The following is a 17326-nucleotide window of genomic DNA, read 5'->3' as shown; positions in this document are numbered from 1 at the left end:
GATCCCATGGGCAACTATTTCAGTGATCGGGAGCTCGGGCCGAGGGCCCGTACCGAGCAGACGATGAGTCCAGTGGCATGGGCCGGCATTGCGGTCCTGGTTGAGGCCCTGGCGAAGTCCGGAGCGTTCGGGGCGTCGTTTCCGCAAGAATGTCCTGATGGTCATGCAATCTGTGGCAACGACACGGACATGCTGAAAAGCGCAATCGAAGCGGAGATCGAGGGCCTGTCATGGCCACTGCAACGTGACAAGATCGATGAAGATGATTTCATGCGGTCGGGAAAGCCGTGGGCTCCCCCGACCCTTGTGGCGCTCGATTTCATCGAGTTCGTATGGAGAAGCGTTTCACGGCCGATTCTGGGACGAGTTCACGATCACTACCGCCATCACCATCTGACTTTCGATAGTGCGGACGGGCGTTCTGCGTTCGTGACCGATGTGAACCGCATCCTCGCGCGTAACGGGCTGGCTTATGAGATTACCGAAAGCGGCGATGTCCGACGGATCTTGCCAGCAATCATCGGGGACTTGCTCGCGAGGACCTACTTTCGGACCGGGGACCAATTGCTCGACGTTATGCTGGAAGAAGCGCGCAGGAAATTTTCCGATCCCGATCCACTGATCCGCCGTGAAGCACTGGAGCGACTGTTCGATTCATGGGAGCGCATCAAGACATTGGCAGACGAAAACAAGGCCAAGTCGGCGAAGTTGGTTCTGGACAGAGCAAGCCCCGAACCGGCATTTCGGCAGCTTCTTGAGAAGGAGGCCTTGGAGCTTCGAGAGATTGGGAACAGCTATCTGTTGCGCCATCACGAGCGAAGCCAAACACCTGTGATTGACACAGAACATGTCGACTACCTGTTTCACAGGCTCTTTTCGTTGGTGGATCTGGTGATTCGCAAGAACGCACCTCGCTAGGAGTCAAGGCTCATGTGCTCGGGTTCAGATCTCATTGAAGCAGGGCTGCAAGTCTCGATCGGGGCATGCTTGGCCCTGGGAGCGGCTCAATGAGCGAACCATTGCAGCACTACGTGCCCAAGTTCATGCTGCGGCGGTTCTCCTCTGGTGGGCGTGAATTGGTGCATGCGTTCGACAAGCACCAGGACAAGATTTTTGCGTTCTCCACGTCGAAGAAATCTAAAGTAGGTGTCGCGGCGGAGCGGGCCATTTACGATTTTGATTTTCAGGGGGTTCCCCTGACACTGGAACCCGCACTGAGCAGCCTTGAAACCAAGGCCGCCGATGTCACTGCGCGGGTCATCGCGGCTCATGCGCTTCCCCCTGCCTGGCATGAAGAGAAGGCAATTCTCGCCAGCTTCATGGCGGTACAGCTCGTGCGCACCAAGGCGACGATGGCAAACTTCGACGATCTTTCTAGTCGCATGGAAGGGTTTTTTCGTGCGGAGGGCGCCCCGGAGGAGTTCTTCCAGCCCGACCCTTTGGTCGGCAGCAAGGAGAACGCGCGAAAGGCCCACTACGCGGCATTGATAGCCAATGCGTCGAGGGACTGGGCGCCCCTGCTGCTGCAGAAGGTGTGGCATCTGATCAAGACCACCGACGACACGCCTTTTTTCATGGGGGATCATCCGGTCGTTCGGTTCAATGACCCCAATGCGGAAGGCCGCTGGAAGCTCGGCTTGGCGTCCATCGGGGTTCAGCTGTACTTTCCGCTGTCTCCAACACTAGCGCTTTCCTTGATGTGCCCTACATTTCTAGAAATGATGATCGATGGGACCGAGCGCATTGATCGGCTGCTTGTGGGCAGGCTCGGGGAGCCTAGCTCGCTCAGAGCGCAGCGGAAGGAGATTTCCGGCATCGTAGAGGCGCTTCTGGCAGGCTCCATGACGGAAGTCCGCCCCGAGAACGTTGAACACTTCAATTCGCTGCAGGTGCTGGAAGCGGAGCGTTACGTGTTCTCCGTCAAGAATGATTTTTCCATGGTCAGTGAGATGATCCAGGAAGACGAATCCGTTCGTTGGGGAACGAGATTTGTGGAAGGCTCAGGCCACTTCTAACCATCAACGCGGGTGCTGGGCATGCACCTCGCGGTTGCTTTACACTGGTACCAAATTTCCGTCTTCGGTGCTGTGTCTACCACGGCGTTGTTCGGAGACTTCCTCAGCGGGTGTCTGGTGTTGTTTGCTTCCTTGTTCATGGTGTTCGAGATCTCTTTGGAGTTCGAGATGCAGCGAAAGGGGAAAAAATCAAGCTAAAACTCAAGCTGAAAAGCAATCGAAAGGGCGCGGGGTTACTGGGGGTATGCGCACTGGACACTGCAGGGAAGTCACGGATTCGCTTTGGAAGACTTAGGCCCTAAGAGTGCCCCATCCCCCGCCAATTTGAAAAAGCGTCCTTAGGACGCTTTTTCTTTTTTGCGGCACTTGCGAAGTATTCCGCGACTGTCTTCGATTGGTGACTAGCATTTGTCAGCGGACGCATGGCGTGCAGTACGAGCGACTGCACCCGCTGCATCGCGACCGGTCGCCCATTGCATCGGCCCTCCACACCAGCGTGAGTCGCAAGCCTGCAGACGAACTGGAGGCACAAGCTTCACCGGGTTCCAAGCTGGGAGCTGGACCGTGACTGTTTACGTGCTCAGAATGCTGGGCACTTCAGGATGGAAGCTACAGGTATTCCGCAGAATTTCATTCAAAACGCCTGTTTCAGCAGATGCTGAAACAGTGCATGCGATTGAACGACCCCCTGCGGTCCAAGGGCAACCTGTCTGTCAATGTGTGCTTTCCGCCCGCTGGCCTCCAGTGGGTGCCTAGGACCGCCAGCGGTGGGCGGTTGATCAGGGCGGCGCAAGCTTCCTTAAGGACGGAAACGGCAAGCTATGCCTCGCCGGTCCGCCGCCGGTCTTGTTCCGTTTGACTCAGATCCACGTTGAGGTACTGCGACAACGCGAAGCGCAGGATGTCTGAGCGACTCGGGATCACGCCCATGGTTTGAGAAAGCTCAATGCGCTTGGCATCGATGAGCTTCCCCAGTTGTTCAGACATGCGCAAATTCAGTTGGCTTCGTTCCATGGGTCAGTCCTGGTTGCCGATATTTTAGCCAATCGCCATATCTCTAGAAAAAATCATCGGTAGACCTCTTGCTTTTCTGTTGATGTCGCTTAGTATTTGTTTGTCTACCAATACGTACGGTAGACATAACAAGGAGTAAGCGATGACATCTGAGTTGTTGACCACTGACGAACTGTCCACACGGATCAAGTACGACGTGCGCACCATCCGCGAACGCCTCAAGGACAGCGTGTTGATTGAGGGCGTTCACTACTTTCGGCCCTTTGGGGGCCGAAAGATCCTTTACGTGTGGGAGACGATCGAGCGGGACATGAAGTCCGTCTCCCAGACGAGACCGGTGGGCATGACGGGGATCCCTATGGCGAATGGAGGAATGCTCCATGCCTAACATTCGTGTGCACAAGCCGAATGGCATGCTCTTTTTCGACTTCCGCTACCAGGGTCAACGCTGCCGCGAATACACCGCGCTGCCTGACAGCCCTGTGAACCGCCGGAAAATGGAAAAAGTACTGGCACGCATCGAGGCAGAGATCGAGGCAGGCTCGTTTGACTACAAAGCCTATTTCCCCTCAAGCAAGGCGCTGGCGCGTTTCACGAAACCTCAGGTGGAGGAGACCCCATCGGTCCTGTCAGTTGCACCTGCCCCGCCGGAGGTGTTGGCCGAGTCAGCTGCAGGCCCCACCTTCAGCGACTTCGCGGACCAGTGGGTACAAGAACGCAGCATCGAATGGCGCCGCAGCCACATCCGCTCGCTGCTCTCTACACTCGATGGCCGCATCAAGCCGCACTTCGGTCAGAAGCCCATCGCCAGCATCACCAAGACGGACGTCTTGGCATTTCGTGCCGCTTTGGCCAAAGAACCCGGTCGTGGAGAAAGCACGGGCCTGTCTGCCAAGCGCATCAACGAGATCATGGGCACGCTCAGACAGATCATGGCCGAAGCCGCAGAACGCTTCGAGTTCACCTCACCCGCTGTGAACGTGAAACGCCTTCGGGTGCGCAAGGCCGATATCCAGCCGTTCTCGCTGGATCAGGTGCAAACCATCCTGGCCACCATCCGTTCTGACTTCAAGGACTACCTGATGGTGCGCTTCTTTACCGGCATGCGCACCGGCGAGATCAATGGACTGAAATGGAAATACCTTGACTTCGATCATCGGCTGATCCTGGTGCGTGAGACCCACGTGCTGGGTGAAGACGACTACACCAAGACCGACGGCAGCCAGCGCGACATCCAGATGAGCCAGCCGGTGTTCGATGCCTTGCTGCGCCAGCATCAAGTCACCGGGAAAGTGTCGGAATACGTCTTCTGCAACCTGCTGGGCCAACCCCTGGACAACACCAACTTCACCAAGCGGGTCTGGTATCCCTTGCTGCGCCACCTGGGCTACGAGCAGCGCCGCCCGTACCAGATGCGGCACACCGCCGCCACCCTGTGGCTGGCCTCGGGCGAAGCACCCGAATGGATCGCACGGCAACTGGGCCACACCAGCACCGAAATGCTGTTTCGCACCTACAGCCGGTACGTGCCCAACATGACCCGCCAGGACGGCTCGGCCATGGAACGCCTGCTGGCCAACCGGATGAACCACGGCCCCCTGGTGCGCCACCAGCCGGATGCCTCTTCAAGCCAGACTGGTGCGCCCGGCCTTCCGCTGTACGTGACGGCCGACCAGCAGAGCCCACAACCCACACCCAAGCCCAGGGGCATCTCAGGCCAACGCGCCAAAGCACAGCGACAGGCCCCCGGTGATGCCCAGCCACCGCCGGGTGTCCGGTGGTTTCCTGCGAATTCGTTCTCTGTGCCGCACCCGCAATACAGCAGAGCGAACGCAGTAACCGCCATGGGCTGCTAAGCCCTCCAACCTCCCAGCCAAAACCTTCAACCCTCTCAGCTACCGAGTTTCAGAAACGGTGAGCCAGAGGGCAGGGCGGAGCTTTGCCTGTCGAACGTCAGATCAGACCTCAGCCAGCGCTCAGCCAATGCAGAAGCCACCGCCGCAAGGCAGACCAGACACCTCGAACCGTTTCCCTTCAACGCCACCCATGAAAAGGATTCCCATGAACCGCAAGACCACCAGCACCAAACCAGCTGCCGCACCAAACAAGCCGGGTGCAGCTGCAACGAAGAAAAGCCGATCCAGGGCGAAGGCCAGCACAAACAAGCCGGATGCCGAAACCACTCAAGCCACCCAAGCAGCAGGTAGCGCCACGGCCAGTGGGCCAAGGCCACCTCAAGCTGAAAACACCGTGAAAGTGCACAAGTTGTTCGCCATCGGGCTCGTCGGCCTCTCCGACAGGTGCCACAACGCACTGGGCAAAGAGGCGGCCATGCGACTGAGAGAGGCGCTGGATAAAGCCGTCCTGCCACTGGCTGTCTTCACCGACACCGATGCTTTCGAAATCACGCTTGCCTTGATGGCCCCTGAAACGGTGTTTCCGGTGATGCCGGGTGGTCGAGCGAAACAGCCAGCGCCTGCAGACCGTGCGGAGAAGGGTGAGAGGGCGAATAGGGCGAATAGGGCGGATAGGACGGATATGGCGCCCAAGTCTCCCAACAAGAACTCACCGCTGCGCAAGGCGACCTGACCGGTTTGGAGGGGTGAAACCGCAAGCCACTTCTGTCTGTGCGCGCTTCACTCCGTCCACGACTGCTTTGCCCCCTGAGACCAATCTCTGAAACCTTCATTGCACCAAAGGACACATCATGAACAATCCCATCCGACGCAATGTTCACGCTTCTTCTGCAAACAGCACCAGCCGCCCGGTGCGCGCGCAGAAGGTGAGTGTTTTTCCACCAGTGCCCAGCGCTGGCCTCGCTCAGCATGCACCACTGGTGCCCGCGGATTCACTCATCCTGCAGGGCCTGACCGGCCCGGTGGCGCTTCCTCCCACGCGAGAAGTGCCCGAGGTCTACCTCCCCGGTGATCCGATGCGCATGCATCCCAAGTGGGTCAGCCTGCTGCGCAACCGCATGCACGCTGAACGCCCGCAGGTGAATGACACTTTCCTGGAACGCTTCCTGAACAAGGTGTTCCAGGACAACCTGATGGTGGAGGTGTTCCACCACATGCGCCTGCCCAAGGGTGGTGACCCAGCTGTACCCATGCCGGCGCTTCTTCCCCTGCGTGAAGCCATTCGGGCTGGACAGAGAGCTGCGGGCATGAAGGTGATCGATACCCGGGAACGTGGCTTTGTTTTCACGGCCGCCTTTGTGCAGTCCTGCGCCTTGTTCCACTGCGCACACCCTTATGTGAAAACCCACTACGGGCCGGACGGGATCACGCCCGCAGAGGTGCAGAAGATCAAGCTACTGCTGCTGGAAGACGCATTGCGCGATCTGCGTAGCCAGGACCCAGCCAGGGGAGAGACTATGACCGCCGTGCTGGACCAAGCGCCGCGCGATGTGCGTAACGCTGAGCAGGTGGCCCGCATTGCCGCAGCGGTGCATTTGAGCAACCTGCCGATTCAGGCGGAGTGGGGAGCAGGGCAGGTGCTCAAAGGCGTTTGATCGATTGACTCAATCCAAACAACCCGCAGCGATGTTTATCGGTCTGCGGAGTACACGAGTCACCCTTGACAGCGAGCACTTGCATGAGAGCCTTTTTGAGAGGGTGTGTCTGAGTTTGCCGTGAACGCTTTGTCAAGCGCTTCCCTCGGCACAGCCAGCCCAAAACATCTTCATTCATCACAACATTGAAAGCCACTTCATGACCCCCGATCCATCCCGGCCACCATCGACACCGAGCGAATCAGAACCAACCAACAGAAACGGCAGTTCGTGGCCAGAGAAACATCCGACGACATCGCCGAATAGCGACAGTGAGGGATACGAAAGCCGATGGTGGTGGTACATCCTGCTGACCGCCGCCATCGCTGCGCTGCTCATACATGTGTGGGGCCTCCTGATGTACTTTCGGGTGGCGAAGGTCGTTTCCATTGGTCCTGCAATCTCCGTTACCCCAGCGGATGCAGGTCGTGCTCTTCGGCCACACGGCATGGTGGTGGAGACCGCCGATGCCTTCTACCCGCTCTTCGACGTGATCGTGCTGAAGAAGGGCGAGGAGCTGAAGATGGAGATACGGGAAACGGGAACGCGGTTCATCTGCAACAGCGACCGGAGTCAGTGTGCGAGGACGCCTTCTCAATGATGGTTCATGGTCGAGGCCGTGAGATTGCGGTGATCGACTTTTGGTGGAGTGCCACTGGCTCTGTGCCGTCCTTTAGCTACAGTCATGTCGTTCGCCACCGGGATCGACGGCCTTGCCTCCACCCGGAGACATTTGATACTTGCAAAGTGAGTAGGCCCGTTGCGGGGACTCCCCAATTCTTGGATGGTACGTCTCGAGGAGGCAGGTCGGTACGGACACTAACAGTGCACGTATGGCGACAGCGCATTCGCCAGCCAGAAGGTGCTGATGGTGTCCAAGGCGCTCAAGGCCCGAAGTTTCACAGCGCACGAGGCTCTGTGGCGCGGCAGTGTCGTACGCATCTATGCCATTGAGGCTGCCAGAGGCTCAGAGGTCGTCGCAGTCGGTGCCCTTGCTTAGTGCTTCCCAGGCCTCCATCTCGCTGGCCTGAGCCGCCGACTTCTCGCGTGCACGCCGCAGGGCGTCGGAGCCCAGCAGCAGATGCAGCGGTGGTTTGTCCGAGCGCACGGCCTCAATGATGGCGCGCGCCGCCCTGGCGGGATCCCCCAGTTGATGATGGTTGATCTTGTCCAGTGCTACCAGACTGGTCCCCACGGAGGTGTCGTAGGCCGAGTCGGCTGGGCGGCTCATGCGCACCGAACGCTGGTCCAGGAAATCCGTGCGGAATTGGCCGGGGGCCACAGCGGTGACTCGAATTCCCAGCGGCGCGAGTTCTTGGGCCAGCGACGCCGAAAACCCTTCGAGTGCATGCTTTGCCGCCGCGTAGAGCGCAATGCCCGGTCCCGGCGCGCGACCGGCGATGGATGTGATGTTGACAATGTGTCCGCTACCTTGTGTCCGCAGGTATGGCAAGGCGGTTCGCACGACACGGATCGGGGCGAAGACGTCCACTTCGAAGAGGTGCCGCAATTCCTCGTCGGTGGAAGTTTCGACCGTACCCAGCAGCCCGTAGCCGGCGTTGTTGACGACGACGTCGATCGGCCCATGTGCCTGGAAGGCCTCATGAACCGTTGACACGGCGGCGGCTTCGTCGGCCATGTCCGCGTGAAGCAGCCGAAGTCGTCCTGCATCGGCTGTCAGCGGTGCGGCCGTCCCCCGCACGGTACCGACGACGGTGTCGCCGTCCGCCAGCACCGCCCGGGCCAAGGCCAGACCCAAGCCGCGGGAAATACCAGTAATGAACCAGCTTTTCACTTACGCCATCCCCTCGAAAGCCAACGTCCGCTGCACCGCTGGGTGACTGCCGACACGGGCCAATAGCACTTGCGGGTGAGTGAAGTCCGATAGGTTCAAGCCCACCAGCTTGCTCCAACCACGGATCACAAAAAGGTAGGTATTGCCCATCGAATAGTGCTCTCCTAGCAGATAGGCCTTTCTAATCAAGGTCTGGCTCAACCATTGAAGCCGGCCAAACAAGCGTTGGCGGTGGCCATCCTGGACGACACAGGGGGGTGTGGAGTCAAACCGGGCTTTCCAAAGTTTCTCGGAGATACCCAATGAGGTGATGTGTTCAGTACAAAAAAGGTGGGCCAAGGAACAGCCTCCATAAAACCACTCCAACTTCAACCTCACATCGGCCTGAAAGGGGTCCGTGCGGCAGAGGTCTTGGCGTGAATCCCGATCAATGCTAAATATTACACACAGATCCGCACCCAGATGAAAGAGATGCGACTCCGCTAAGAGCAGAGTAGCTCCGAATGACCTGACTGTCGTCGGCACGCCCATCACCCCGGCCAGCCGTGGCCAGGAACATCTGGTGTGCAACGGCTGCGATTGGCAAGGCGGTCTGTGTTTCTCGTCCGGTTTCGAGAACGATCCCGAGATCTTTGACGAAGATGTCAACTGCGCTGGTGACTTGGGGGTCTGGCTGAATCATTCGTGGCCCCCGGTCCTTGAGCATCCAGCTGGATGCCGACGACCCCCCCATGATGTCCAGCAGCACTTTCAGATCAACTCCGACTTTGGCTGCTAGAGAGAACGCTTCTGCCGCCACCGCGATGTGCACACCGCACAGCAACTGGTTCACCGTTTTAACCATGGCACCTTGTCCTGGTTGTGTGCCGACATGAAAGATGCGTTTCCCCAGGACTTCGAAAACTGGCCTGACGGCGGTGAAGGTGGAGGCTTCACACGCCGCCATGACGGTGAGCGTACCGGCAATGGCACCGGCGGTTCCCCCCGATACGGGGGCATCGACAAAGCGGCGGCCGCTGCTGGTCACTCTTGCGGCGATTCGTTCGACCGATCCGGGCGGGCAGGTGGCCATCAGGCATACGATGCCGCCGGGTGCCATTGCATCCAGGGCCTCACCCTCGAACAGAATGTCTTCGGCCTGTGCCGCGTTGACCACCATGAGGATCAACAGCTCAGCGTCGCAAGCTGCTTCCCGAGTCGATTGGGTTGCCACGCCCCCTTCTGCCACGAGGAGCTGCATTGCCTGAGGGTTGATGTCGAAGCCCCGCACAGCAAAACGATTTCGCAGCAGATTTCTGGCCATGGGTAATCCCATCGCACCCAGGCCGATGAATGCAAGTTGGAACATGGTGTGCCTTTCAGAATGACGTGACCGCAGGAGCAAGCAACAGTCAGTAGAACGTGGCCGCTGGCACGAAGGACACAATGCCCAGCACTGCCAGCGCCACCAGATAGAACGGCCAGAGCTCTTTCACAATCGCCCCAACCGGCTCTTTGGAGATCGCCGCCCCGATGAAAAGCGTGGTGCCAACAGGTGGGGTGAAGAGACCAATGCTCAGGTTCACCGCCATCATGATCCCAAGCTGTATCAGGTCCAGGCCGATCACGCTTCCAATGGCCACGAAAGTGGGCCCTAGCAGCAGGATGGCAGCCGGCAGGTCAAGAAACATGCCCACCACGAGCATGATGAGATTCATCATGAGGATGATCAGGATCGGGTTCTTCAGAACGTCGACCGACCATTCGGCCACCAATGTGGGCACAGCCTCAACGGTCAGAACATAGCCGACCAGATTGGATGCGGCGATCACCAGCATCACCACACCGGTGGTGACCGCTGTGTGCACCAACGCGTCGTAAAGGCGTCGCATGCTGAGATCGCGGTAGAGCATCGAGCTGACGAGCAGGCCGTAGAACACGGCCATCACGCTCACTTCGGTAGGCGTAGCGATGCCGGCTCGAAGCAGAATCACGATGAAGGCTGGCATGGCCAACGCAGGGGCGGCGGCAAGTGCGGCTTTCAGAACGCCACGGGCGGTCACTTCCTGCGTGAGGCGAGGGAAGCCTCGTAGGCGACCCGTCAGGTAACACACCAGCATGAACCCCAGGCAGAGAAGCCCTCCTGGGATCAGACCCGCCAGAAACAAAGAAGCAATCGACGCATTGGACACAGCTGCGTAGACGATCAGCGGAATCGACGGCGGAATCAGGCCAGCGATCACCGAGGAGGACGCGGTCACCGCAGCGCAGAATGCGCCTGGGTAGCCTTCTCGCTTCTGCCAGGGAATCAGCATCGAGCCGAGCGCCGACGCCTCTGCGACGGCTGAGCCAGAGACACCGCCGAAAACGGTAGAGCCCACCACGGTGACCTGGCCCAGGCCCCCATGAAATCGGCCAACCAGCGAGGTGGCGAAATGGATCAGCTTGGAGCCCAGTATGCCGCCCATCATCAGATGTCCAGAAAGGACAAAGAACGGAATCGCCAGCAGCGGGAAACTCTGGGTAGGCTGGAAAATTTTGACCACAGCTGCCACACTGGGTATGCCACCCACGGTGATCGCCGCCAGGCCAGAGCTGATGATGAGCGCGTAGCCAACCGGCAATGCCAATACCAGCAGCAAACCAAACACCAATAGCATCATGAGCGTCATATGTCGTCCTCAATGTGGTGCATGCGCACGCTCAGTGGATTGCTTGCCTGGCACAGTTGAACGAGCGTCGTCAACGCCGTCACGCCAAGACCGATAAAGCCAGCGATCAGGGCCAGATAGGCCCAGAAGGCCGTGATACCCGTGACGGGAAATTCCTCGGAGCCGGTGATCTCCAGCACATCGAGACCGACATAAGCAAGGTAGAAGAACGTGACGGCGATCAATACCTGCAGCGCCAGCAGCAGGATGCGGTTGCCCGTACGTCCGAGGAACCTGAGCAGCGCGGTCACGGCGATGTGCTGGCCACGTTGTGCACCGAGCACCACGCCACTCATTACCAGCCATGGGAACAGGATATTTGGCATTTCGCTTGGCCAGCCCATGCCCTGGCTGGTGACGTAGCGCACCACCACCTCGGCCATCAGTGACAAGAACATCACCACCAGGCTGGAGATCGCCAGCACGATGCAAGCGATCACCAAGGTGCCGTCGATATAGCGAACCAGCGTGGCCGCCAGACCGGCCCCGCCCGCGCCGCTTGGCTGGGCGGCGTTCTTCATGGCTTTGCCGCTTCGCTGATCACCAGTTGAACCAACTCTGGAAACTGACTGGACCACTTGTCGTAGACGGACTTTGTCTTGGCTGCAAAGGGCGCCTGATCAACCTCATTGATCTGAACCCCTGCAGCAGCCAGCTTTTTTCGCAGGTCTGCATCTGCAGCCAGCGAAGCCTGGCGATTGAGCTCGCCCGCTTCGGCGGCAGCTTCGCGAACAGCCTTCTGATCGGCAGGTGAAAGCGTGTCGAACAACATCCGGCTGGCGAGCAGAGGCGTGGTCTCATATTTGTGGCCGGTCAGCGAGATGAATTTTTGCACCTCATGCAGCTTCGATGAGTGAATGTTCATCAATGGGTTTTCCTGGCCGTCAAACACGCCTTGCTGCAATGCGATGTAGAGCTCGGAGAAGGCCAGTGGCGCCGGATTGGCGCCCAGGGCCTTGAAGATGTCCATGGTGATCGGGTCTGGAGGCGTGCGCAGCTTGATCCCTGCCAGGTCTTCAGGTTTGGTGATGGGTCGTTTGTTGTTGCTGGTGTGGCGAATGCCGTTGTCCCAGAAGGCCAGCAGCACCAAGCCTTTGGCCTTCGCCATCTCTCCGAGTTTTTCGCCAACCGGACCGTCTACCACCTTGTAGGCGTGGGGCAGATCGCGGAACAGAAAGGGCAAACCAATGACAGAAAACTGCGGGATCACACCCGACGTTGTGCCCTGTGAATTGGCGCTGAAGGCCAGTGTGCCCAGGCGCATGTTGGTGAGGGATTCGACATCATCGCCGTACTGTGCGCTGCCACCGACTTCAACCTTTAGCCGGCCCTGGGTCTTCTGTTCGACCAGCTGGGCGAATTTCAGAGAGGCTTCGGCCTTGGGGTTGCCGGGGGCCGCGTTGTGCGAGAGGCGCAGTACTTTCTGCGCCTGGGCCCAGGCGGGGGCAGAGCCGAGTGTCAGGCCCGCGGCGATGGCGATGAGTAGCTTTTTCATGTTTGTCTCCTGTGGATGATGGGGTGCCCGGCGTTTCGGGCGTTGTCGGAAAGAGTGTGGTTTGCGTTGTACTCACCGGCGCTGATCGGCGCCGCGCTCGGTGTGCATGTTCCCAATGAAAGGATGGAATCAAAGCCAGGACTTGATGCTCTGCACCATGGCCTCGGTTGAAATGCCGTAGCGGTCGTGAAGGGTGGGCAATGCGCCGGCATCAAGGAAGGCGTCGGGTAGGGCGATCTGACGGAACGCTGGTGTGACCCTCGAGCGCAGCAGCAAACTGGCAACCGCCTCACCCAATCCGCCCACCACCGAATGGTTTTCTGCCACGATCACCAGGCGCCCTGGCTTTGCAGCCTCGCGCAGGATGGTGGCTTCGTCCAGCGGCTTGATGGTGGGCACATGCAGCACCGCTACATCGATGCTGTCGGTCTGCAGTCTGGCTGCGGTCTCCAGTGCACGCATGGTCATCAGCCCGGAGGAAATGATCAGCACGCCACGCCCATCGCGCAGCATCTTGGCCTTGCCCAGTTCGAACTTGTAGTCGTATTCGTCGAGCACCAGCGGCACATTGCCGCGCAGCAGGCGCATATAGACGGGGCCTTTGTGCAGAGCAATTGCTGGCACAGCCTGTTCGGTGTCCAGCGCATCGCAGGGATCAACAATCGTCAGTCCCGGGATGCCACGCATCATGGCAATGTCCTCTGTGGCCTGGTGGCTGGGTCCGTAGCCTGTTGTCAGCCCGGGCAGGGCGGCGCAGATTTTCACGTTCAGGTCTTCCTCTGCGATGACCTGATGGATGAAGTCATAGGCTCGGCGGGTCGCAAACACGGCGTAGGTGGTCGCGAAAGGGATCAGGCCGGTCTTGGCCATGCCCCCTGCAGCGGCCATCAGCAACTGCTCTGCCATGCCCATCTGGAAGTAGCGCTCGGGGTAGGCCTGGCCGAACAGGTGCAGGTCGGTGTACTTGCCAAGGTCCGCCGTCATGCCCACGATGTCGGGGTGTGTCTGGGCGAGTTCCACGAGCGCCTTGCCGAACGGAGCAGCCTTCACTTTCTGTCCCTCATTGGCGATGGATGCGATCATGGCCGAGGTGGTGAGACGAGGTTTCTTCTCGGTGGTGGCGTTCATGCTGCAGCTCCCTGATGGAAGGATTCGTCCAGTATTGCGAGGGCTTGCTGCCACTCGGGCGGGTCTACGCGAATGAAATGGTTCTTGTCTCGCTGTTCGAGGAAGGGCACGCCCTTGCCCATCAGCGTGTCACACAGAATGATCCGTGGCAGGGGGTCCGTGAGGTTGCGTGCGGTATCAAATGCAGCCACCACAGCGGCCAGGTCGTTGCCGTTGACGCGCTGTACGTGCCAGCCAAAGGCTTCCCACTTGTCAGCCAGTGGCTCGAAGCCGAGGACCTTGCCGGAGGGACCGTCTGCTTGCTGGTTGTTGATGTCCACCATGCAGATCAGATTGGAAAGCTGATGGTGAGCAGCCGACATGGCCGCTTCCCAGGTCGATCCTTCGTCGAGTTCACCATCGGACATCGAGTTGTAGACGAACGCAGGGATGCCCTGGTGGCGCAGGCCCAGCGCGATGCCCACGCCGATCGGCAGCCCTTGGCCCAGCGATCCGCCCGAAATCTCCATGCCGGGCGTGTAGGTTGCCATCCCGGACATGGGCAGGCGGCTGTCATCACAACCATAGCTTTCCAACTCGGCTTCTTCGATGATGCCGGCCTCGATCAGGGCGGCATAGTGGGCAATGGCGTAGTGCCCGTGGGAAAGCAGGAAGCGGTCCCGCTGATCCCACTCGGGCTCCTTCGGGCGGAACTGCATGGAGTGGCAATAGGCGGCGGCCAGCACATCGGCATAGCCTAGGGCCTGCCCGATGTAGCCCTGGCCCTGGATCTCGCCCATCTGCAGGGCGTACCGGCGAATGCGGTACGCGCGCTCGGCCAAGCTGCGGGTGTTCGTGGGAGTGTTCATGGCAGGGGCTTTCTCAATGAATCAGCATGCCGCCGTTCACGTCAAGCGTGACACCGGTGCAATAGGTGGAAAGGTCGCTGGCCAGAAAAACGCAGGCGCCGGCGATGTCGTCGGCGCGGCCAAGGCGGGCCAGCGGGATGGTTTCTGCAATCTCGGCCTTCTTCTCTTCGGTGAGCTTGCCCTTGATGATGTCGGTGCCAATCAGGCCGGGCGTGATGCAGTTGATCCGGATGCTCTCGGGACCGAATTCGCGTGCCATGGCGCGGGCCAGACCAAGCACCCCGGCCTTGGCGGCCGAATAGTGTGGGCCACCGAGGATGCCGCCGCCGCGCTGCGCAGACACGGAAGAGATGCAGATGATGGACCCGCTCTTTTGCATGCGCATGGAAGGCAACACAGCCTGCGACATGTACAACGTGCCGCGTAGGCTCACGTCGAGGATGCGGTCGTAGTCGGCGCCAGTGATCTCCAGCGTCTTCACCGGTTGGGTGATGCCTGCGTTGTTCACCAGCGTGTCAATGCGGCCGAAGGCCTTGAGTACCGCCGCAGCGGCGGCTTCACAAGAGGCCTTGTCGGTCACGTCTGCTATCAGGCCGATGTGGCCTGCGCCCAATTGGGCGGCAGCTGCAACGGGGTCGGCACGTTCCAAATCGAGGATGGCCACCTTGGCGCCTTGGGCAGCCATCAGGCGGGCGGTGGCGAACCCCAGGCCATTGACGCCGGCGCCTCCGGTGATGATGGCAACCTGGTCTATGAGCAACATGAGTCTTGTCTCCTGTGGTTTGAACAAAGGCAGGAGACGCGCCGACCCGGGCGGGCTTTGTGTGGCGTGGCACTTGTGCGCCTTGTCTCCTGTTCTGGAAACGGATTCTCAAACCCGCCTAAGTTGATGGCAAGCGATTAAATGTCAGCGTAAGATGACGAAACGTCATCTGAAGTCAGGGTTGTCCCCATGTCTGCCTTGCCCCCCATTGCCAATCTCCAGGCCTTCGAAGCCGTAGCGCGCCGTCGAAGCTTTGCACTCGCTGCAGCGGAACTGCACCTCACGGCGTCTGCAGTCAGTCATCAGATTTCTCGACTGGAAGCTCAACTGGGCATTCGCCTGTTCGAGCGCAGCGCGCACGGGGTGCGCCTGAGCCCGGCAGGCGATCACTACCTCTTGCATGTGGGGTCCGCGCTCAATGCCATTGCGGTGGCCACCGATGATTTGCGCCAGGGCATTCGCAACAGTCTGTACGTGCATTCGGCTCCCAGCCTGGCCAGCCTCTGGCTCATGCCACGCCTTCACCGCTTTGCGCAGGCCTACCCCGACATTTCCTTGAACCTTTCTGCCGCGCACACGCCGAGCGATTTCGCGCTCGGTCAGGCGGACATTGACATCCGCTACGGCGCACCGCAGTGGGGCGACCTGGTCGTGGAGCCATTGTTCGAGGAGTCCATCGTACCCATGGCCAGTCCGGCGTTCATCAAGCAGCACAAGCTCAAGCGAATGGAGCAGTTGCTGGAGCTCCCCCTGATACAGAGCAATGTGAATGTGGTGCAGTGGTCGGACTGGTTTGCACGTTTCACCAACATGCGCGCGCCTGACCGCTTTCCCTTGCGATTTGACCGAACGCAGATGTCGCTCGATGCTGCCATGCAAGGTTTGGGCGTAGCACTGGACAGTGCGGTGAATGCCGGTGGCCACCTGTCTGACGGCAGGCTGAAGGCGGTTTTTGGTATGGAGAAGGCGATCCGGGTGAAGGCGCACTTCGCCGTATACCCTGAGCGCCATGCCAAACGTCCCGCCGTCGAAGCGTTCTTGTCCTGGTTGCACAGCGAAGCAGCGAAGACTTGAGCTTTAGGGCGATAAACGACGCTTTGGCGGTGAATCTATCGATGCAGCCACTACGCTTGCCGCAACTCTTCGCTTGCGGCTTTGACCACAGTTTTTGTCAAGGAGTCGAGCAACGTGGAGGCGGCCCTGGTGTGCTGCCAGTACAAGGGTACATCCAGAGGGGTATTCGGCACCAGTTCGACCATTTGTCCGCTGCGCAGCTGATCCGCAATCAAAGCCAATGGATGCATCGCCCAGCCCATTCCAGCCATGGCAGCTGCCACAAACCCTTGTGGTGATGGCAGTGCGTGGCGAGGCGGCTCCACCTGGTGGCCGCACAGGCGGATGATCCACCGTTGCTGAAGCTCATCCTTAGCGTTGAACCGAAGACTTGGGGCTGTGCGCAGGCCTTCTAGGTCAACACCATTCGGAAAATGGCGCGCCACAAAGCTCGGACTGGCTGCCGCCACGTACCTCATTGCACCCAGGGGCTGACTGCTGCAGCCGACCGCTGGCTGTTCAGTGGCTGTGACGGCGGCCAGTACCGAGCCGCTGCGCAACCATTCTGTTGTGTGGCCCTCATCGTCCACGGACAGTTGCAACAGGACCGGCCCGTGTACCACCATCTGAGGCATGGCCTTTGCAAACCAGGTGGCCAGACTGTCCGCATTCACTGCGATAGGCACATTTATCCAGAGCTGTTCATCACGCAAAAGTGAGGGAACGTTGCTTTGAAGCTCGTGTTCAAGCAAAAGAACTCGATCGACGTGCTGGCACAGTTGGCGTCCCGTTTCAGTTGCTTCACAGGGTTGACCACGGATCACCAGCGCGCAGCCTGCACGCTCTTCCAGCAACCGAATGCGCTGAGAGATGGCCGAAGGTGTGACATGAAGTGTGCGAGCCGCGCGCTCGAAGCTCCCTTCGCGCAACACGGCGGCGAGGGCGTACAGCGAAGGGTAGTCCAGCATGAAGTAA

General features: G+C 59.6%; 19 protein-coding genes. 8 read left to right on the top strand and 11 right to left on the bottom strand.

The genetic code is table 11. The annotated features are described in order from the left end of the window. Positions 1-6 precede the first annotated feature (6 nt). A complete protein-coding gene (locus tag Q7V46_RS13790) occupies positions 7-918 on the top strand; it encodes an AbiJ-NTD4 domain-containing protein (RefSeq protein WP_304914127.1) in 912 nt (303 codons plus the stop codon). Positions 919-1007: 89 nt separating this feature from the next. Next, entirely contained in the window at positions 1008-2015 is a 1008-nt protein-coding gene (locus tag Q7V46_RS13785; protein WP_304914126.1) for a DUF4238 domain-containing protein, read from the top strand. An 819-nt stretch (positions 2016-2834) separates the two neighbouring features. Here the strand turns inward: Q7V46_RS13785 and Q7V46_RS13780 are convergent. Beyond that, positions 2835-3029: a hypothetical protein gene (locus Q7V46_RS13780; protein ID WP_304914125.1), complete on the bottom strand. Its 195-nt coding sequence runs from the start codon at positions 3027-3029 to the stop codon at positions 2835-2837. Positions 3030-3171: 142 nt separating this feature from the next. Between Q7V46_RS13780 and Q7V46_RS13775 the strand changes: the two genes are divergently transcribed. From Q7V46_RS13775 to Q7V46_RS13755, 5 genes are all read left to right on the top strand, one after another. Next, positions 3172-3417, top strand: coding sequence for a hypothetical protein (locus tag Q7V46_RS13775; protein ID WP_304914124.1), 246 nt, complete (start codon positions 3172-3174; stop codon positions 3415-3417). Beyond that, the gene (locus Q7V46_RS13770; protein WP_304914123.1) at positions 3410-4885 is read left to right on the top strand and encodes an Arm DNA-binding domain-containing protein; all 1476 of its coding nucleotides are present in this window, start codon (positions 3410-3412) and stop codon (positions 4883-4885) included. Before Q7V46_RS13775 ends, Q7V46_RS13770 begins: the two co-directional genes overlap by 8 nt. 205 nt (positions 4886-5090) lie before the next feature. Continuing rightward, the gene (locus Q7V46_RS13765) at positions 5091-5618 is read left to right on the top strand and encodes a hypothetical protein (protein WP_304914122.1); all 528 of its coding nucleotides are present in this window, start codon (positions 5091-5093) and stop codon (positions 5616-5618) included. A gap of 118 nt (positions 5619-5736) precedes the next feature. Next, entirely contained in the window at positions 5737-6540 is an 804-nt protein-coding gene (locus Q7V46_RS13760; RefSeq protein WP_304914121.1) for a hypothetical protein, read from the top strand. 199 nt (positions 6541-6739) lie between these two features. Beyond that, positions 6740-7180, top strand: a complete 441-nt coding sequence (locus Q7V46_RS13755; protein ID WP_304914120.1) for a hypothetical protein — start codon at positions 6740-6742, stop codon at positions 7178-7180. A 366-nt stretch (positions 7181-7546) separates the two neighbouring features. Here the strand turns inward: Q7V46_RS13755 and Q7V46_RS13750 are convergent, their stop codons facing one another. The 9 genes from Q7V46_RS13750 to Q7V46_RS13710 all read right to left on the bottom strand — a co-directional run bounded on the left by Q7V46_RS13750 (position 7547) and on the right by Q7V46_RS13710 (position 15298). Continuing rightward, positions 7547-8374 (bottom strand): SDR family NAD(P)-dependent oxidoreductase, encoded by an 828-nt coding sequence (locus Q7V46_RS13750; protein WP_304914119.1) that lies wholly within the window; start codon positions 8372-8374, stop codon positions 7547-7549. Then, positions 8375-8713, bottom strand: a complete 339-nt coding sequence (locus Q7V46_RS13745) for a hypothetical protein (protein WP_304914118.1) — start codon at positions 8711-8713, stop codon at positions 8375-8377. Positions 8714-8807: 94 nt separating this feature from the next. Further along, entirely contained in the window at positions 8808-9722 is a 915-nt protein-coding gene (locus tag Q7V46_RS13740) for an NAD(P)-dependent oxidoreductase (protein ID WP_304914117.1), read from the bottom strand. A 43-nt stretch (positions 9723-9765) separates the two neighbouring features. Beyond that, positions 9766-11025 carry a TRAP transporter large permease gene (locus Q7V46_RS13735; RefSeq protein ID WP_304914116.1) on the bottom strand — a complete coding sequence of 420 codons (1260 nt, stop codon included), beginning with the start codon at positions 11023-11025 and terminating at the stop codon, positions 9766-9768. Next, positions 11022-11585 carry a TRAP transporter small permease gene (locus Q7V46_RS13730; RefSeq protein ID WP_304914115.1) on the bottom strand — a complete coding sequence of 188 codons (564 nt, stop codon included), beginning with the start codon at positions 11583-11585 and terminating at the stop codon, positions 11022-11024. Before Q7V46_RS13730 ends, Q7V46_RS13735 begins: the two co-directional genes overlap by 4 nt. Further along, positions 11582-12559 carry a TRAP transporter substrate-binding protein gene (locus Q7V46_RS13725; RefSeq protein ID WP_304914114.1) on the bottom strand — a complete coding sequence of 326 codons (978 nt, stop codon included), beginning with the start codon at positions 12557-12559 and terminating at the stop codon, positions 11582-11584. Before Q7V46_RS13725 ends, Q7V46_RS13730 begins: the two co-directional genes overlap by 4 nt. 129 nt (positions 12560-12688) lie before the next feature. After that, positions 12689-13687 (bottom strand): transketolase family protein, encoded by a 999-nt coding sequence (locus Q7V46_RS13720; protein ID WP_304914113.1) that lies wholly within the window; start codon positions 13685-13687, stop codon positions 12689-12691. After that, a complete protein-coding gene (locus Q7V46_RS13715) occupies positions 13684-14535 on the bottom strand; it encodes a transketolase (RefSeq protein ID WP_304914112.1) in 852 nt (283 codons plus the stop codon). Before Q7V46_RS13715 ends, Q7V46_RS13720 begins: the two co-directional genes overlap by 4 nt. A 13-nt stretch (positions 14536-14548) precedes the next feature. Continuing rightward, on the bottom strand, positions 14549-15298 hold the full coding sequence (locus tag Q7V46_RS13710) for an SDR family NAD(P)-dependent oxidoreductase (RefSeq protein ID WP_304914111.1): 750 nt from the start codon (positions 15296-15298) through the stop codon (positions 14549-14551). 189 nt (positions 15299-15487) lie between these two features. On the opposite strand from Q7V46_RS13710, the gene Q7V46_RS13705 reads away from it, so the two are divergent. Next, entirely contained in the window at positions 15488-16372 is an 885-nt protein-coding gene (locus Q7V46_RS13705) for a LysR substrate-binding domain-containing protein (RefSeq protein WP_304914110.1), read from the top strand. A gap of 50 nt (positions 16373-16422) precedes the next feature. Here Q7V46_RS13705 and Q7V46_RS13700 read toward each other — a convergent pair whose 3' ends face one another. Beyond that, positions 16423-17319, bottom strand: a complete 897-nt coding sequence (locus Q7V46_RS13700; RefSeq protein ID WP_304914302.1) for a LysR family transcriptional regulator ArgP — start codon at positions 17317-17319, stop codon at positions 16423-16425. Between the last annotated feature and the right edge of the window lie 7 nt (positions 17320-17326).

It is taken from the genome of Hydrogenophaga sp., from assembly GCF_030651625.1.
GTDB lineage: Bacteria > Pseudomonadota > Gammaproteobacteria > Burkholderiales > Burkholderiaceae_C > Hydrogenophaga.
Note: the sequence above shows the minus strand (reverse complement) of the source record. Positions and strands in the feature narration are given on the sequence as shown.

Bases quoted from the DNA above. Each gene is read 5' to 3' on its own strand.
- Q7V46_RS13790 (WP_304914127.1), top strand. From the start codon at position 7: ATGGGCAACTATTTCAGTGATCGGGAGCTCGGGCCGAGGGCCCGTACC.
- Q7V46_RS13785 (WP_304914126.1), top strand. From the start codon at position 1,008: ATGAGCGAACCATTGCAGCACTACGTGCCCAAGTTCATGCTGCGGCGG.
- Q7V46_RS13780 (WP_304914125.1), bottom strand. From the start codon at position 3,029: ATGGAACGAAGCCAACTGAATTTGCGCATGTCTGAACAACTGGGGAAG.
- Q7V46_RS13775 (WP_304914124.1), top strand. From the start codon at position 3,172: ATGACATCTGAGTTGTTGACCACTGACGAACTGTCCACACGGATCAAG.
- Q7V46_RS13770 (WP_304914123.1), top strand. From the start codon at position 3,410: ATGCCTAACATTCGTGTGCACAAGCCGAATGGCATGCTCTTTTTCGAC.
- Q7V46_RS13765 (WP_304914122.1), top strand. From the start codon at position 5,091: ATGAACCGCAAGACCACCAGCACCAAACCAGCTGCCGCACCAAACAAG.
- Q7V46_RS13760 (WP_304914121.1), top strand. From the start codon at position 5,737: ATGAACAATCCCATCCGACGCAATGTTCACGCTTCTTCTGCAAACAGC.
- Q7V46_RS13755 (WP_304914120.1), top strand. From the start codon at position 6,740: ATGACCCCCGATCCATCCCGGCCACCATCGACACCGAGCGAATCAGAA.
- Q7V46_RS13740 (WP_304914117.1), bottom strand. From the start codon at position 9,722: ATGTTCCAACTTGCATTCATCGGCCTGGGTGCGATGGGATTACCCATG.
- Q7V46_RS13735 (WP_304914116.1), bottom strand. From the start codon at position 11,025: ATGACGCTCATGATGCTATTGGTGTTTGGTTTGCTGCTGGTATTGGCA.
- Q7V46_RS13730 (WP_304914115.1), bottom strand. From the start codon at position 11,585: ATGAAGAACGCCGCCCAGCCAAGCGGCGCGGGCGGGGCCGGTCTGGCG.
- Q7V46_RS13725 (WP_304914114.1), bottom strand. From the start codon at position 12,559: ATGAAAAAGCTACTCATCGCCATCGCCGCGGGCCTGACACTCGGCTCT.
- Q7V46_RS13720 (WP_304914113.1), bottom strand. From the start codon at position 13,687: ATGAACGCCACCACCGAGAAGAAACCTCGTCTCACCACCTCGGCCATG.
- Q7V46_RS13715 (WP_304914112.1), bottom strand. From the start codon at position 14,535: ATGAACACTCCCACGAACACCCGCAGCTTGGCCGAGCGCGCGTACCGC.
- Q7V46_RS13710 (WP_304914111.1), bottom strand. From the start codon at position 15,298: ATGTTGCTCATAGACCAGGTTGCCATCATCACCGGAGGCGCCGGCGTC.
- Q7V46_RS13705 (WP_304914110.1), top strand. From the start codon at position 15,488: ATGTCTGCCTTGCCCCCCATTGCCAATCTCCAGGCCTTCGAAGCCGTA.
- Q7V46_RS13700 (WP_304914302.1), bottom strand. From the start codon at position 17,319: ATGCTGGACTACCCTTCGCTGTACGCCCTCGCCGCCGTGTTGCGCGAA.